13 protein-coding genes are annotated in these 15,436 nt (G+C 59.1%); 6 read left to right on the top strand and 7 right to left on the bottom strand.

Annotated features, from left to right (window positions below; genetic code table 11):
- Positions 1-162: 162 nt before the first annotated feature.
- Together OC445_RS20880 and OC445_RS20875 are read right to left on the bottom strand one after the other, a co-directional pair.
- Positions 163-1,749 carry an ABC-F family ATPase gene (locus OC445_RS20880; RefSeq protein WP_003191057.1) on the bottom strand — a complete coding sequence of 529 codons (1,587 nt, stop codon included), beginning with the start codon at positions 1,747-1,749 and terminating at the stop codon, positions 163-165.
- A gap of 142 nt (positions 1,750-1,891) precedes the next feature.
- Positions 1,892-3,130: an MFS transporter gene (locus OC445_RS20875; RefSeq protein WP_034127348.1), complete on the bottom strand. Its 1,239-nt coding sequence runs from the start codon at positions 3,128-3,130 to the stop codon at positions 1,892-1,894.
- Between the two features lie 154 nt (positions 3,131-3,284).
- Between OC445_RS20875 and OC445_RS20870 the strand changes: the two genes are divergently transcribed.
- Positions 3,285-4,097: a class I SAM-dependent methyltransferase gene (locus OC445_RS20870; protein WP_127882273.1), complete on the top strand. Its 813-nt coding sequence runs from the start codon at positions 3,285-3,287 to the stop codon at positions 4,095-4,097.
- Between the two features lie 318 nt (positions 4,098-4,415).
- On the opposite strand, the gene OC445_RS20865 is transcribed toward OC445_RS20870, so the two are convergent.
- On the bottom strand, positions 4,416-4,802 hold the full coding sequence (locus OC445_RS20865; RefSeq protein ID WP_198791634.1) for a TIGR03067 domain-containing protein: 387 nt from the start codon (positions 4,800-4,802) through the stop codon (positions 4,416-4,418).
- A gap of 340 nt (positions 4,803-5,142) precedes the next feature.
- On the opposite strand from OC445_RS20865, the gene OC445_RS20860 reads away from it, so the two are divergent.
- Both OC445_RS20860 and lpxO read left to right on the top strand, forming a co-directional pair.
- Positions 5,143-6,468 (top strand): Wzz/FepE/Etk N-terminal domain-containing protein, encoded by a 1,326-nt coding sequence (locus OC445_RS20860; protein WP_197880394.1) that lies wholly within the window; start codon positions 5,143-5,145, stop codon positions 6,466-6,468.
- 263 nt (positions 6,469-6,731) lie between these two features.
- On the top strand, positions 6,732-7,631 hold the full coding sequence (gene lpxO, locus OC445_RS20855; protein ID WP_014718362.1) for a lipid A hydroxylase LpxO: 900 nt from the start codon (positions 6,732-6,734) through the stop codon (positions 7,629-7,631).
- Between the two features lie 18 nt (positions 7,632-7,649).
- Here the strand turns inward: lpxO and ligD are convergent, their stop codons facing one another.
- Positions 7,650-10,169 (bottom strand): DNA ligase D, encoded by a 2,520-nt coding sequence (gene ligD, locus OC445_RS20850; RefSeq protein WP_198791633.1) that lies wholly within the window; start codon positions 10,167-10,169, stop codon positions 7,650-7,652.
- 24 nt (positions 10,170-10,193) lie between these two features.
- Positions 10,194-11,033, bottom strand: a complete 840-nt coding sequence (locus OC445_RS20845) for a Ku protein (protein ID WP_034127353.1) — start codon at positions 11,031-11,033, stop codon at positions 10,194-10,196.
- 185 nt (positions 11,034-11,218) lie between these two features.
- Between OC445_RS20845 and OC445_RS20840 the strand changes: the two genes are divergently transcribed.
- Complete coding sequence (locus tag OC445_RS20840) at positions 11,219-11,527, top strand: hypothetical protein (RefSeq protein ID WP_089041607.1); 309 nt, start codon at positions 11,219-11,221, stop codon at positions 11,525-11,527.
- Between the two features lie 12 nt (positions 11,528-11,539).
- Positions 11,540-12,697 (top strand): PQQ-dependent sugar dehydrogenase, encoded by a 1,158-nt coding sequence (locus OC445_RS20835; protein WP_057977286.1) that lies wholly within the window; start codon positions 11,540-11,542, stop codon positions 12,695-12,697.
- A gap of 171 nt (positions 12,698-12,868) precedes the next feature.
- Here OC445_RS20835 and OC445_RS20830 read toward each other — a convergent pair whose 3' ends face one another.
- Both OC445_RS20830 and OC445_RS20825 read right to left on the bottom strand, forming a co-directional pair.
- On the bottom strand, positions 12,869-13,348 hold the full coding sequence (locus OC445_RS20830) for a DUF1348 family protein (protein WP_198791632.1): 480 nt from the start codon (positions 13,346-13,348) through the stop codon (positions 12,869-12,871).
- A gap of 54 nt (positions 13,349-13,402) precedes the next feature.
- A complete protein-coding gene (locus OC445_RS20825; protein ID WP_054921956.1) occupies positions 13,403-13,966 on the bottom strand; it encodes a TetR/AcrR family transcriptional regulator in 564 nt (187 codons plus the stop codon).
- 124 nt (positions 13,967-14,090) lie between these two features.
- Between OC445_RS20825 and pssA the strand changes: the two genes are divergently transcribed.
- Positions 14,091-15,434: a CDP-diacylglycerol--serine O-phosphatidyltransferase gene (gene pssA / locus OC445_RS20820; RefSeq protein ID WP_072448600.1), complete on the top strand. Its 1,344-nt coding sequence runs from the start codon at positions 14,091-14,093 to the stop codon at positions 15,432-15,434.
- The last annotated feature ends 2 nt before the right edge of the window (positions 15,435-15,436 follow it).

The raw sequence follows: 15,436 nt of genomic DNA, 5'->3' as shown, positions 1-15,436 counted from the left end.
AGCGAGCTTGCTCGCGAAGAACGTCAACGATAACGCGGGTTGCCTGATTCTGCGCGGCGTCCTCAGGTTTTTCGCGAGCAAGCTCGCTCCTACAGTAGTAGAGCGTATGCAAAAAAGCCCTGTCACAGGGACAGGGCTTTTGCTTGCAGCTAAGTGCTGTTCTTAGAACACCACACCCTGGCTACGCAGGTAGTCGTCATAGGTGCCGCTGAAGTCGATCACGCCGCTTGGGCTCAACTCGATGATGCGGGTGGCCAGGGACGATACGAACTCACGGTCGTGGCTGACGAAGATCAGCGTGCCCGGGTAGTTCTCCAGCGCCAGGTTCAGCGCCTCGATGGATTCCATGTCCAAGTGGTTGGTCGGTTCGTCCATGATCAGCACGTTGGGCTTTTGCAGGATCAGCTTGCCGAACAGCATGCGACCTTGTTCACCACCGGAGATCACTTTGACCGACTTCTGGATCTCGTCGTTGGAGAACAACATACGGCCCAGGGTGCCGCGAATCATTTGCTCGCCTTGGGTCCACTGGCCCATCCAGTCGAACAGGCTCACGTCGTCTTCGAAGTCGTGGGCGTGGTCCTGGGCGTAGTAGCCCAGTTCGGCGGCGTCGGTCCACTTGATGCTGCCGGCGTCCGGGGTCAGTTCGTTGACCAGGGTGCGCAGCAGGGTGGTCTTGCCGATACCGTTGGGGCCGATGATCGCCACGCGCTCGCCCGCTTCAACCTGGAAGCTGAAGTCCTTGAACAACGGCTTGCCGTCGAAACCTTTGGCCATTTTTTCGACCATGACCGCCTGGCGGTGCAGCTTTTTGTTCTGCTCGAAACGGATGAACGGGCTCACACGGCTCGACGGCTTGACTTCGGCCAGCTGGATCTTGTCGATCGCCTTGGCACGGGAGGTCGCCTGCTTGGCTTTCGAGGCGTTGGCCGAGAAGCGGCTGACGAAGGATTGCAGTTCGGAAATCTGCGCTTTCTTCTTGGCGTTGTCCGACAGCAATTGCTCGCGGGACTGGGTCGCCACGGTCATGTACTCGTCGTAGTTGCCCGGGAACAGGCGCAGCTCGCCGTAGTCCAGGTCAGCCATGTGGGTGCACACGCTGTTCAGGAAGTGACGGTCGTGAGAGATGATGATCATCAGGCTGGAGCGCTGGGTCAGGATGTTTTCCAGCCAGCGGATAGTGTTGATGTCCAAGTGGTTGGTCGGTTCGTCGAGCAACAGCACTTCCGGGTCGGAGAACAGCGCCTGGGCCAGCAGTACGCGCAGCTTCCAGCCGGGGGACACTTCGCTCATCGGGCCGAAATGCTGTTCCAGGGGAATACCCAGGCCCAGCAGCAGCTCGCCGGCGCGGGATTCGGCGGTGTAGCCGTCCATCTCGGCGAACTCGGTTTCCAGCTCGGCCACGGCCATGCCGTCTTCTTCGCTCATTTCCGGCAGCGAGTAGATGCGGTCGCGTTCGGCCTTGACCTTCCACAGCTCCTCGTGGCCCATGATCACGGTGTCGAGCACGGTGAATTCTTCGTAGGCGAACTGGTCCTGGCGCAGTTTACCCAAGCGCACATTCGGCTCCAGCATGACCTGGCCGCCGGACGGGTCGAGGTCGCCACCGAGGATTTTCATGAAGGTCGACTTGCCGCAACCGTTGGCACCGATCAGACCATAGCGGTTGCCGGCGCCGAACTTGACCGAGACGTTCTCGAAGAGCGGCTTGGCGCCGAACTGCATGGTGATGTTAGCTGTGGAGATCAATTACTTTACCTATCAATGGGTTGCGAGCGTGACGGCAGGTGCCTTCAGGCATGCGTCAACAGCGACATCAAGGCGCGAAACCCGGTCGCTGAACACAAAATTGGGGATGTGTGTTGGAATTTGGCGCGCATTGTCGCATATGTCAGGCGACAGTTGTATGGCGAGCGAAGGATGGTTTTGCCAATGTCTCAGGCATAGCCAGCCACAACAGCATCAAGGCAGCGGCTGCAACCGCTGCCAACGTCAGGAAGGCCGCGTTGTAGCCAGCCTGCTGTACCACGAAGCCGGCCAGGCTGTTGCTGAGTGCCGCGCCCAGGCCAAATACGGTGGAGAGGGCGCCCAGGCTGACGTTGAAGCGGCCGGTGCCTTGGGTCAGGTCCTTGACGATCACCGGGAACAGGGCGCCGAAAATACCGGCGCCGATACCGTCGAGCATCTGCACGGCCACCAGCCAGTAGGGGTCGCTGGATAAGGTATAGAGCACGCCACGCAACGGCAGTATCAGGAAACCTGCAAGCAGCAGTGGCTTGCGCCCCCAGATATCGGCCTTGAGCCCGACCAGCCAGGCCATCGGCACCATCACCAACTGTGCGGCGACAATGCAGGCTGACGTCAGCGGGGTGGCCATCTGCAGATTGATCTGCGCCAGTTTCTGGCTGACCAGCGGCAGCATCGCGGCATTGGCCAGGTGAAACAGTGCGCAGCAGATGGCAAACAGTAGCAGCGGTTGGTTGGCCAGCAATGCTTTCAGGCCCGAGGGCTGTTCGTGGTCGGTGTGATGGGCCGGATCAAAACCACGGGCGACCTCATGGTCAATCGCCTCGGCCGGCACGCAACTGACCGCAATGACACTGGCGACGGCCATAAACGCCATCAGGTAGAACACCACCACCGGCCCGAACAGGTAGGCCAGCCCGCCGGCCAGCAATGCGGCCACGGCATTGCCGGCATGGTTGAAAGTCTCGTTGCGCCCGGTACGCCGGGTGAAGGCACGCGGCCCGGTGATCCCCAGCGAAATGGCGGAAATTGCCGGAGCAAAGACAGAGGCAGCTACGGCGCTGGCAGCTTGGGTCAGCGCCACCCAGCCAAATGAACTGACGAAAGGCAGCATCAGGCAACTGCCCGTCACCAATAGCGCGGCAATGGCAACCACCGCGCGTTTGCTGCGAGTGCGGTCGATCAGCGCACCCGCGGGGCCTTGGGTCAGCAAGGCAGCGATGCCTGCGAGGGTCATGACCACGCCAATGCTGGCCGGCTCCCATTGATGGACGGCCAACAGATAGATCGCCAGGTACGGTCCGAGACCGTCGCGCACATCGGCAAGAAAGAAGTTCAGGCTGTCCAGGGATAAAGCGATGCGCAGGTCTGAATGACGGGCCACGGTGCGACCTTCAAGAGCGGCGTTCAGGGGCTGAGCGCGCGTTGGGATAATGACCGGTGGGCTGGGCGATAAGTTTCGCGGTGGGCCAGGGTTTCCTCCTGCGCGCATTTAATTTACTTTCCGAAGCCCACTGGAATGAATTTCTGGAGAAGCAATGGACATGCCCTCAGCGCAAGAGGCGATCGCCAGCAATAGAAATGCCTGGGACGAATCCGCCGGGTTGCATAAAGACACCGCGACCTGGGCGGCACTGCTGGACTCGGTAGCCGAGCCTGATTTTTCCTGCCTTGACCCGACCATCACCACCTTGCTGCAAGAGGTCGGCGTGGTGGGCAAGGACGTGGTGCAATTGTGCTGCAACAACGGACGCGAAAGCCTTTCGTTGTATGGCTTGGGCGCCCGTTCGGTGGTGGGGGTTGATCAATCCCGGGCGTTTCTTGAACAGGCGCGGGAGTTGGCCGAGGCCTCGCCACACAGCCCTGAGTTCATTGAGACCGATATCCACCATTTGCCCGAGCGTTTGCAGGCACGGTTCGATATTGCCCTGGTGACCATCGGCGTGCTGGGCTGGATGCCGGATGTGGCGTTGTTCATGCGCCAGGTTGCCAGTGTGCTGAAGCCCGGCGGTACGTTGGTCATGTACGAAACCCATCCCTTTCTTGAGATGTTTGACCCCTGTGGGGCCAACCCTATGCTGCCTGCCAGTTCTTACTTCCAGCGTGAACCCTTTGTGCTGCAGGAGGCAATTATCTATGAAGGGAAGGATGAGCGGCCCGGGCCGACCTCCTATTGGTATGTACATACCCTGGGCAGTGTCGTCAGCGGGGCTATCGCAGCGCAGTTGCAGATCGCTCATTTGCAGGAATACCCGCATTCCAACCGGGAAGAGCTCTACGATCAATATGAGCATCAGGCCGCGCAACTGCCCCTGTGCTTTACCATGACAGCGATCAGGCGTAATGGCTAATCAAGGTTTGCGCACGCAAAAAAAGGCCCGCGAGGAGAGGGCGGGCCAAGTGATTCACTGGAGTAGGTAGGCCTGACCTTATAGGTCGAAAAGTGAAGGCCTTGTGAAAATGCCGTGATCAAATCGGATAGCCACGTCTTATATGTCCACCTGTGGCGAGGGAGCTTGCTCCCGTAACGGCCTGCCAGCCACCGCCTATCTGCCTGACGCCCCGCGTTCCAACATGTGGGAGCTGGCTTGCCTGCGATAGCGGTGTATCAGTGACAGATTAGTTGACTGACCCACCGCTATCGCAGGCAAGCCAGCTCCCACATTTGATCAAGAGCGCCGCACGAAGGTGCGCATGGTTTGCCCCGGACCAGTGCTGAATACAGTGGGCCTGGGCATGCCCTCATCCGCTGCGATAAACACGAAATCATCGCCGTCGAGCCGGTAACTGGCGGGGAGTTGCTTGCCTGCATCTTCGCCGATGGCGTCCGTCCAGGTGATGCTTTTGGGCGTGGTACTGGCGTCCAGTACGAACCGTCCCGCCAATAATATTTCGCCACTGACCGTGGTCACTTCGAAGCGATCCCCCGCAATTGTCGTCATCGCTCCCGGTGCGCTGTGGGCATCCACGGGGTTGAGCACGCCACTGTCTTCAAGGGCTGTTTGTTCCCATGTGCCTTGCAGTGCGTGAAAGTCCGAGGCTGAAAGCGGTGACATGCAAACTCCTTATTGCTGTTCAAAAAAATGTCCAATTGTATTGAGACTGCCACTGTCCCCCATGAAGGCGAAATTTTTTTCTTTATAAGACAGGTATTTGACAGCTTTTTCATGTTGGATTGACTACGCTTGCAACGAGATCAGTCTGATATGGCTGTGTGATTTGGCTTACTCACCGAAATGAAACCGAAATAATCCCTAAGTTTGTGGGATATTTCAGGGGGCTGAGTGGTCACATCGCCATTGGTCTGCCGTATCCAGGGCGTTGTCCCTAATTTTTGAAGTCATTCAGACTTCTGAGAATGATGGCCTTTTAGTATTATTTTAAGGTGTTCTTATTTTGAATCGTACTTCCCCGCTTCCGCCTTCCGCAGCGTCTGATGAAATTGATTTATTTGAATTGTTTCACGCCATCTGGCGACAAAAAAAGCTGGTGGTTGGGTGTACGCTTCTGGCCGGGGTATTAGGCGCAGGTTATGCCTTCCTGGCACCCAAGACCTATGAGGTCAGCAGTGTGTTACGGCCTGCGGCTATCAACGAGCTGGACGCCTTGAACCGTTCGGAAGTGTATAAGTTGCCGCCTGCCGATGCGCTGCTCAAGGTGGGCGCACAGTTGGATTCCTATGATGCGCGCCTGGGGTTCTTCAAGGATCATGAGGAGTTGTTCAAGGCGTTCAAGAAACCGGGGCAAACCCTTGAGCAGAGCTTTGAGGCGTTCAACCGCAATTCCGTCAATCTGATTCTGCCCGACCCCAAGAAATCCGATTCGTTGAGCAGTTATATCCGTCTGGAGTTGCAATACCCGACCGACGTCGATGGTGTTGCGATCCTCAACGGTTTTGTGGACTACGCCATCGCCGCCGAGCGTCAGCAGGTGGGTGCCGACCTGAAGGTTATCGTCAATAACCGCTTGAGCGAGCTCAAGGGCAAGATCGACGCTGCCCGCGCCAATTACGATACCGATAAAGAATCGAAAATCGCCAAGCTGTTGGAAGCTGACCGGCTCAAGCGTGCCCAACTGCAGGATGAACTCAGCGCCCTGCGCCTGCAGATGAAGATGGAACGCACCAACCGCCTCGCCGAGTTGGCCGAAGCTATCAGCATTGCCAAGTCCATGGGCATTCGTACACCAACAACGCCGTCCTCTATGGCCGACTCCACCCGCACGGGTTCGAGCCAGGTCATGCGGACCGAGGTGAACAACCAGAAGATCCCGCTGTATTTCATGGGGACCGAGGCGCTGGAAGCCGAACGCGCTGCATTGCAGCAGCGTACCAGCGACGATTTCACCAACCCGCGCATTGCCGAGATCGGCAAAGACTTGCAACTGTTGGAAAGCAACCGCGAGGTTGAGGTGCTGCGCAAGCGTGGCAATGAAGACATCTTCTTGCAGGACGTCGAGCCGCTTCGCGCCGAAGTCGCCAGGTTGCGTGGTTTGAATATTGATATGAGCAACCTCAAGCTGGTGACGATTGACCGTCGAGCCCAGGAGCCTCTGTCACCGATAAAGCCGAAAAAGCCGCTGGTTATCGCGTTGAGCCTCGTTGGTGGCCTGTTGCTGGGCCTGATGATTGCGCTGATCCGCTACTTCGTTCGCAGCCGCACTCAGGCCGTGCCCTATACGGCATTAGGGGATCGCCGCGAGGATAAAGACACCCCGCTGTAACCCTTCAAACGCCCTCAAACAGGCAGGCTCAAGGGCCTGCCTGCTCCTACCCTCAGCACACTCAATAGACAGCTTTTCACAATTCTTAGTTAACCTTTGGTTACAAAGTGTGGCTAAATAACTGCCAATGGTGGCACGCAGGCGGTTATCCGCCGGCCGTGTCACCTGTATGTGAATTGTGATTTCAGGTGCTGCTTATCCATCCTCGGCCGTTGTGGGCTCGCAGGAGCAGCCTGTTCTCTCCCTGACGTGTGACGAATCCCTTGAAACTCATCATTGTTGCTCTCTACGTTGCTTCCATTGCGTATGTACACCTGCGTGGTCGGGTGCGACACAAGCTGGGTCGCCAGCTTAGTGATCACTCGACGTTCCTGGCGCCGATCAACTGTTTCCTGTACCTGTTCTCCAAGCAGCCCAGCCGTCCCTACCTTTCGCCCAGCGACTTTCCAGACCTGAGCCCATTGCAGGAGCACTGGGAAGAGATCCGCGAAGAAGGCCAGAATCTGATGCGGGCGGGTGAGATCAAACGCTCGGAGCAATACAACGACGTAGGGTTCAACTCGTTTTTCAAGACCGGCTGGAAGCGTTTCTACCTCAAGTGGTACGGCGACAGTCACCCCTCGGCGATGAAGCTGTGCCCACGCACCACCGAGCTGGTGCAAAGCATCGGCTCGATCAAGGCCGCGATGTTCGCTGAACTGCCACCGGGCTCCAAGCTGGTGCGTCACCGCGACCCGTATGCGGGCTCGTACCGCTATCACCTGGGGCTGGATACGCCTAACGATCCAGGCTGCTACATCAACGTGGACGGCGAAAGCTATTACTGGCGCGACGGCGAGCCGGTGATGTTCGACGAGACCTACATTCACTACGCGGAAAACACCACCCAACAGAACCGCATCATACTGTTCTGTGATATCGAACGGCCGATGAAGTACCGCTGGGCGGCTGCGTTCAATCGCTGGTTCAGCCGCAATGTGATGGCGGCCGCAGGTTCGCCCAACGATGAGGGTGACAAGACCGGCGGCCTCAACCGTGCCTTCACCCGGCTGTACAAGATTCGCCTGCGTGGCAAGGAGCTCAAAAAGCGCAACCGCACGCGCTACTACCTGGAAAAGTGGGCGATCTTTGCCGGTCTGGCGCTGATCTTCATTCTTATCTGACCTGGCTCAGGGCGCGGATCACCCAGGGGGTTGCGCGCCCAACTTGTCCCACATTTTTTTGCTGATCTTCTGCCGATTGGCATACCCCACCCACGGGTCGTCCTTCAAGGCCTGCAACCGTTGGTGCAGGTTCGCCACTGTCCACTGTTGGGCGCCGCGCAATCCTTTCAACTCCTCTCGACTCACCGGCACCGACACTGGCAAGCCCGGGCGTGCCCGCACTGAATACGCAGCCACGGTACTGGCGCCGCGGGCGTTACGCAGGTAATCGATAAAGATCTTGCCCACGCGGTTCTTGGGGCCACTGGTGGCGGTAAAGCGTTCGGGCAGTTGGCGGGTCATGAATTGGGCAATGGCTTTGGCGAATGCCTTGACGGTGTCCCAGTTATCGCGCCGGGCCAATGGCACGATCAAGTGCAGGCCCTTGCCGCCGCTGGTTTTGACGAAAGCCTGCAAGCCCAGCTCATCAAGTACCGACAGAGTCAGTTGGGCCGCTTCCAGCATGGCTTTCCAGGGCAAGGCCGGGTCCGGATCGAGATCGAGCACGAACAGGTCGGGCGTTTCAATCTTGTCTGCGGTAGCGCCCCAGGTGTGAAACTCGACCGTACCCATTTGCACCGCGCCGACCAGGGCTTCCACGCTGTCTATTTCCATCAGGCGCGCATGGCCTGGATCCAGCGCCGGGTCCAATTGCTTGATGTGGGGGATTGCCATGCGCTCTGAGTGTTTCTGGAAGAACTGCTCACCTTCGATCCCTTCCGGCGCGCGCAGCAGGGACACGGCACGTGCGCGCAGAAAGGGCAGGATCCATTCGCTGATATCGGTGTAGAACTGTGCCAATTGCTGTTTTTGCGTGTCGCTGTGCTTGTCGATAATGCGCTCGGGGTGAGTGATTTTCACGTTCTTCACCGTTGCCTGCGCTTTATCGGCTTTCGATGCTTGCGGTGCCTTGACCGACTTGGCCGCGCGCGGCTGTTCATGAATGATCTGCGAGGCTGGCTTGTCGGTGCGCAGGCTCACAAACGCGGCCTGGCGCACCACGCCTTCACGGGTCCATTCGGCAAATTGCACTTCGCCTACCAGGCTCGGCTCAACCCAATGCACGCCGCGGGCCTGGGCACTGGTCAATGGCTTTTGCAGTGGCGAGTCCTTGCGCTCGAGCGGCGTGAGCTTGGCATAGATGGTTTTCAGCGCCGCCTGATCAAAGCCCGTGCCCACGCGCCCGGCATATACCAGGCCGGTGTCATCGTTGACCGCCAGCAGCAGCGCCCCAAAGCCGCTGCGCGAACCTTGGGGGCGGGTGTAGCCGACAATCACGAACTCCTGGCGCAGGCGGCATTTGAGCTTGATCCAGTCGGCACTGCGCCGCGACACGTAGGGGCTGCCGGCGCGCTTGCCGATCACGCCTTCGAGCGACAGGTCACAGGCGCTCTCGAAAATATCGCGCTGGCTGGCGGCAAAGGCTTCGGAGAAGCGCAGCAGTTTGCTTCGGCTGGCGGACAGTGCGGATTTAAGCGCAGCCCGACGCTCCTCGACCGGGTCTTCGCGCTGGTCGCGGCCATTCAAAAAGGGTGCATCGAACAGGTAATAGACGATGTCCAGGCTGCGGCCGATATCGAATGCGTTTTGCAGCGCCTGGAAATCCGGCAGCCCGTCGCCATTGAGGCTGACCACTTCGCCATCCAGCCAACTGTCTTTGAGCTTGAGCGCTTGCAAGGCTTTGCACTGACGCGGCAGGCGCTCGGTCCAGTCGTGGCCGTTGCGGGTGAACAGGCGCACTTCACCGTCGCGAATGCGCGCCATGATGCGGTAGCCGTCGAACTTGATTTCGTAGCGCCAATCACCCTCGGGGGCGCGGTCGACCAAGGTTGCCAGTTGGGGGGCAAACTCGTCAGGCAGCGCAGCGTTGCGCTTGGGCGCTTTGGCTTTTGGCGCGGCCTTGGGTTTGGCCTTGGCCTTGGCTTTTGGCTTGCCCACGACCGCGTCGCTGAGCACGCTGGCGGGCTCGGCCTCGACAATATCGAACTCAGAGGCCGGGCGCGCCTGCTGATCGTTTTCCTTGATCAACAGCCACTGCTCCTTGTCACCGCTGCCCTTGAGGCGGGTACGTACCAGCGCCCAATCACCGGAGAGTTTCTCACCCACCAAGGTGAATTTGAGTTTACCCGCCGCGTAGGCTTTGCGCGGGTCATCGTGGGGTTGCCAGATGCCTCGGTCCCACACGATTACATCCCCCGCACCGTATTGGCCGGTGGGGATACTGCCCTCGAAACTGCCATAGCTCAGTGGGTGGTCTTCAACATGCACCGCCAGGCGTTTCTGGCTCGGGTCCAGGCTTGGGCCCTTGGGCACCGCCCAGCTCAACAGCACGCCATCCAGTTCCAGGCGAAAGTCGTAATGCAGGTTGCGCGCATCATGCTTTTGAATCACAAAGCTCAGGGCCGAAGCGTTACGTTTGCTGGCGGGTGAGCTGCCTGCAGGTTCGGCGGTGATCTTGAAATCGCGCTTGCGGTTGTACTCGCTCAGGGGCTTTGCCATGTCGTTCTCCCGTCAATGGCAGGCTCAAGAGGCCTTGTTATTGGACTTTTTCGCGGCGCTCTTTTTCGCCGCAGGTTTACCCGCCAGGCTGCGTTTGAGCAGTTCCGTCAGGTCGATGACATCCGCGGATTTTCGCTCTTCGCCGCCTTCGGCCGTTTCCACATCTTCGATCTTGCCGGCCTTGGCCTTCTTCGCCACCAGCGCCCTGATCTTGTCCTGGAAGCTGTCACGGTATTCATCGGGCTGCCAATCGGCGCTCATGTCTTCCACCAGGCGCTTGGCCATATCCAATTCACCTTTGGCCAGGGTCGGCTTTGTCACATCGCTGCCCAACTCCAACTCATCCAGGCTGCGCACTTCGGCGGGCCAGCGCAGCATGACCAGCACCAGGGCCGATTCCAGCGGCATCAACGCAGCCAGATGCTGCTTGGTGTGCAGCACCACATTGGCCAGGGCGACCTTGCCGGTTTTTTTCAGCGCTTCGCGCAGCAGTGCATAGACCTTGCCGCCGCGTTTATCCGGGGCGAGAAAGTAAGGCGTGTCGATGTTTTGCAGGGGGATCTGGTCGCTGGCGACGAAGGCGATGATTTCGATGGTCTGGGTGGACTTGGGGTGTGCCGAGCGAATTTCGTCTTCGCTGAGCACCACATAGCGTCCTTTTTCAAAGGCCACGCCCTTGACGATATTGTCTTTGGTGACTTCCTTGCCGGTGGTTTTGTTGATGCGCTTATAGCCCACCGGGTCCATGCTGCGCTTGTCCAGCCAGTCGAAGTCGACGCCTTGTGAAGAGGTCGCCGAGACCAGCGATACCGGGATGTGAACCAAGCCGAAACTGATGGCGCCTTTCCAGATTGCCCGTGGCATAGGTGTTATTCCTCAACGAAGAGCCTGTGTGCTGGTGACTCGCAGAGCACGGCAAAAGTTTCGGCGGATAGATGCTCGGACAGATCGTGTTACACCTGATGAGAAACTATTTAGTGTCACAACGCGAACCCACGGCGTAGCGTGTTATCGAAAGCACGTAGTACTTGGCATAGAGAGGTTTGGCCATGAACCGTTGTGTACGTCATCTTTCAGCATTGGCGCTGGGCCTGGCCCTTGCGCCATTGGCCCAGGCGCAAAATCTGCCAGGGCGTAGCGACTACGGCCCTATTCACCGGGCCAACCCCAATAGCATGCAGGGCACCCAGCCCAATGCACCGGCGGTTCGCAGTATCCAGCCTGTCCCGGCAAACCCGCGGCCGACGCTGGAAAACGGCGGCATCGGCAACCGCTATCCCAAGCAGGAGGCGGCCCCCAGCCGACCAGCCACCGCACCCAAAGCGCCCACCTATGATGCCAACGGCAATCGCCACTAAGGATTTCGCCTTATGTTTGTAAGTAAAACCCTGCTAGCCGCCCTGTGCGCCAGCGCGTTACTGCCGTTGAGCGCGGCGTATGCCGCCGATAGCCAACAGTTCCCCAGCGAGCAAGGCAGCATCACCGCCACGCCGGTTGCCAAGGGCCTTGACCATCCGTGGGCACTGGCGTTTTTGCCGGACCAGCAAGGTTTCCTGGTGACCGAACTGCCTGGAAACCTGCGTTTTGTGAGCCCGGACGGCAAGCTGTCTGCGCCCTTGAAGGGCGTGCCGCAGGTATGGGCCAAAGGGCAGGGTGGGTTGCTGGATGTGGTGCTGTCGCCAGACTTCAAGCAAGACCGCCTGGTTTACCTGTCGTACGCCGAAGGCGGTGGCGAGGGCGGCAAGGCCGGTACAGCCGTAGGGCGCGGGCGTTTGGCGGCCGACTTGAGCGGCTTGGAAGACTTCAAGGTGATACTGCGCCAGGAGCCCAAGCTGTCTACTGGCAACCACTTCGGCTCGCGCCTGGCCTTCGACCGTGATGGCTACCTGTTCGTGACTCTCGGGGAGAACAACGACCGCCCCACGGCCCAAGACCTGGACAAGCTGCAAGGTAAAGTGGTGCGCATCTACCCGGATGGGCGCGTGCCGGACGACAACCCTTTTGTCGGTCAACCCGGCGTGCGTCCGGAAATCTGGTCCTACGGGCAGCGTAACCCTCAGGGGCTGGCCCTGAACCCCTGGAGCGGCACGATCTGGGAACATGAACACGGGCCCCGTGGCGGCGACGAAGTCAATATCATCGAGCGCGGCAAGAACTACGGTTGGCCGTTGGCAACCCATGGCATCAACTATTCCCTGCTGCCGATTCCGGAAGCCAAGGGCAAAACGGCAGAGGGCACAGTGGCGCCCCATCATGTCTGGGAGAAATCGCCGGGCATCAGTGGCATGGCGTTCTACGACGCCGACCGATTCAAGGCATGGCAGCACAACCTGTTTATCGGCGCGCTGGCCAGCCAAGAGCTGATTCGGTTGCAGTTCGAGGGGGACAAGGTGATCCACGAAGAACGCTTGTTGGGCGAATTGAAAGCGCGAATTCGCGATGTGCGGCAGGGGCCGGATGGCTTTCTGTATGTGCTGACCGATGAGGATGACGGCGTGTTGTATCGGGTTGGGCTGAATCAGGACTAGAAATGTGGGGGCTGTAGCAGACGCTGATCCAATTGATGCCCCGCGATCCAAGTGTGGGAGCTGGCTTGCCTGCGAAGGCGGTGTGTCAGGCGCTGAATCTGTTACTGCACGACCGCTTTCGCAGGCAAGCCAGCTCCCACATTGGATCTCATTCGGTCTGCAGAGTCGGGGTTATAGCCCCAGCTCTGACAGGCCTGGATGGTCATCCGGGCGCCGCCCCAGCGGCCAATGGAACTTGCGCTCGCTCTCTTTGATCGGCATATCGTTGATGCAGGCAAAGCGGTTGGCCATCAAGCCGTTCTCATCGAACTCCCAGTTCTCATTGCCGTACGAGCGAAACCAGTTACCCGAATCATCGTGCCATTCATAGGCATAGCGCACGGCGATGCGGTTATCGGTGAAGGCCCACAATTCCTTGATCAGTCGATAATCCAGCTCCTTGGCCCATTTGCGGCTCAGGAACTGCTTGGCTTCTTCGCGGTTATGGGCAAATTCGGCGCGGTTACGCCAGTTCGTATCCAGGGTGTAGGCCAGAGACACGCGTTGTGGGTCGCGGGAGTTCCAGCCGTCTTCGGCCAGGCGGACTTTTTCGATGGCCGAATCGCGGGTAAACGGCGGCAGGGGTGGACGGACTTCTTCTTGGGCTGGCATGGGCGGCTCCTCAAAGTAATTAAGGTTGGGTCGAAAGTTGCCTGGTCTGTGAGTTCAAAGTTGCAGTAAGGTCCGCGCCATGCATTGCGCATTATCGGCAGCTGTTGAATCACCCATGACCAGGGCGACGGTAATGGCACCATCGATCAGGATCAGCAGTTGCGCGGCCTGCTGCTCCGGGTCGGGAGTGCCATGTGCTTGGCACAGTTCGAGTGCGTACTCGAACAGTTTGCGTTTATGGGCCTTGGCCAACAGGCGCACCGGGTCCTGGGCGTCGCCGGTTTCACCGCTAGTGTTAATAAAGGCGCAGCCGCGAAAGTCCGCCGAGCCGAACCAGCGCTTGAGCGCGCTGAACAGCTCCAGCAGGCGCTGGCCGCTGTCGTCGCTGTGTTCCACTTCGCTGCGCAGCCACTGCATCCAGCGCTCGTCGCGGCGTTGAAGGGCAGCAATCACCAACTCATCCTTGTTGGCGAAGTAGCGGTAGATACTCTTTCTCGACACCCCGGCGGTTTTCACCAGTAAGTCCATGCCGGTGGCAGCAATGCCGTGGCGATAGATCAATTTTTCGGTGACGTCGAGGATGATGTCGCGGGTTTCATTCTGAGTGATATCGTTCATGTTTCGCACAGTAGAACGATCGTTCTTCATGGTCAACAGGTTTTTTGAATTGCCCACTGCGAGACCTGAGCAGCCTCATGGTGTAAGCTTTGGGCCTCTTCGGATTCGACCCATTGCGAGCCCTATGCCGTCGTTCTTCAAACGCTCCCTGTTGCCCAAGCTGCGCGGTTTCCCGTTGTCCAACGAGGCCATTGAAGTGCTGCCCAGCGCCGACGCCTACCGTCGCTGCTTGTTGGAGAAAATCGCCCAGGCCACGCGGCGTATATACATCGTTGCCTTGTACTTGCAGCAGGATGAGGCGGGGCAGGAAATCTACGACGCGCTGCATGCCGCCAAGGCCGCACGGCCCGAACTGGACATCGTGGTGATGGTTGATTGGCTGCGCGCCCAGCGCGGGTTGATCGGCGCGGGCAAGCAACCGGGCAACAGCGCCTGGTACCAGGCGATGACTCAGCGCCACGCCACCGAAGTACCGGTGTACGGCGTGCCGGTGCAAACCCGCGAGCTGTTCGGCGTGTTGCACCTCAAGGGTTTCGTGATCGATGACAGCGTGCTGTACAGCGGCGCCAGCCTGAACAATGTGTACCTGCACAAGTTCGATAAATACCGCTTCGACCGTTACCATCTGATCCATAGCCAACCTTTGGCCGATTCGATGCAGCATCTGGTGGAACACGGCCTGGTGGCGTCCAAGGCCGTGCATCGCCTGGACCTGCCGAACCCGCCCACCACTCGCAGCCTGCGCAACGACATCGGCGACCTGCGCAGCCGTCTCAAGCATGCGGCCTACGACACCACGGCCGGCCAGTTTCCCAACGGTCATCTGTCGGTCAGCCCATTGCTGGGCGTCGGCAAGAACAACCCGTTGAGCCGGGTGATCCTCGAATTGATCGCCAGCGCCCAGCAGCAGCTGACTATTTGCACGCCGTATTTCAACCTCCCATTGCCGGTGACCCGTGAGATCAACCGCGCTCTGGCACGCGGTGTGAAGATCGACATCGTGGTGGGCGACAAGACCGCCAACGATTTCTACATTCCGCCCACCGAACCTTTCAAGGTGATTGCGGCGTTGCCGTACCTGTACGAGATCAGCCTGCGACGCTTTGCCAAGCGGCATCAGCCGATGATCAACAGCGGCCAGTTGAACCTGCACTTATGGCGCGACGGCGATAACACCTACCATCTAAAGGGCATGTGGGTGGATGAGCGCTACACCTTGCTCACCGGCAACAACCTCAACCCTCGGGCGTTTCGCCTCGATTTGGAAAACGGCTTGCTGATCGACGATCCACAAGGGCAGTGGCTAGCGCCGCGGCGTACCGAGTTGGCCCAGATCTTCCAGCACGTAACCCGTATCGAGGGCTACCAACAGTTGCAAACGCTGGTGGATTATCCACCCGCGGTGGGCAAGTTCCTGCGCCGGGTCAGTCGAGTGCGCATCGAGCGGTTGCTGTACCGTATTCTGTAGGA

Origin of the sequence: Pseudomonas sp. Pse35, assembly GCF_024519715.1 — a bacterium.
GTDB lineage: Bacteria > Pseudomonadota > Gammaproteobacteria > Pseudomonadales > Pseudomonadaceae > Aquipseudomonas > Aquipseudomonas paracarnis.
Note: the sequence above shows the minus strand (reverse complement) of the source record. Positions and strands in the feature narration are given on the sequence as shown.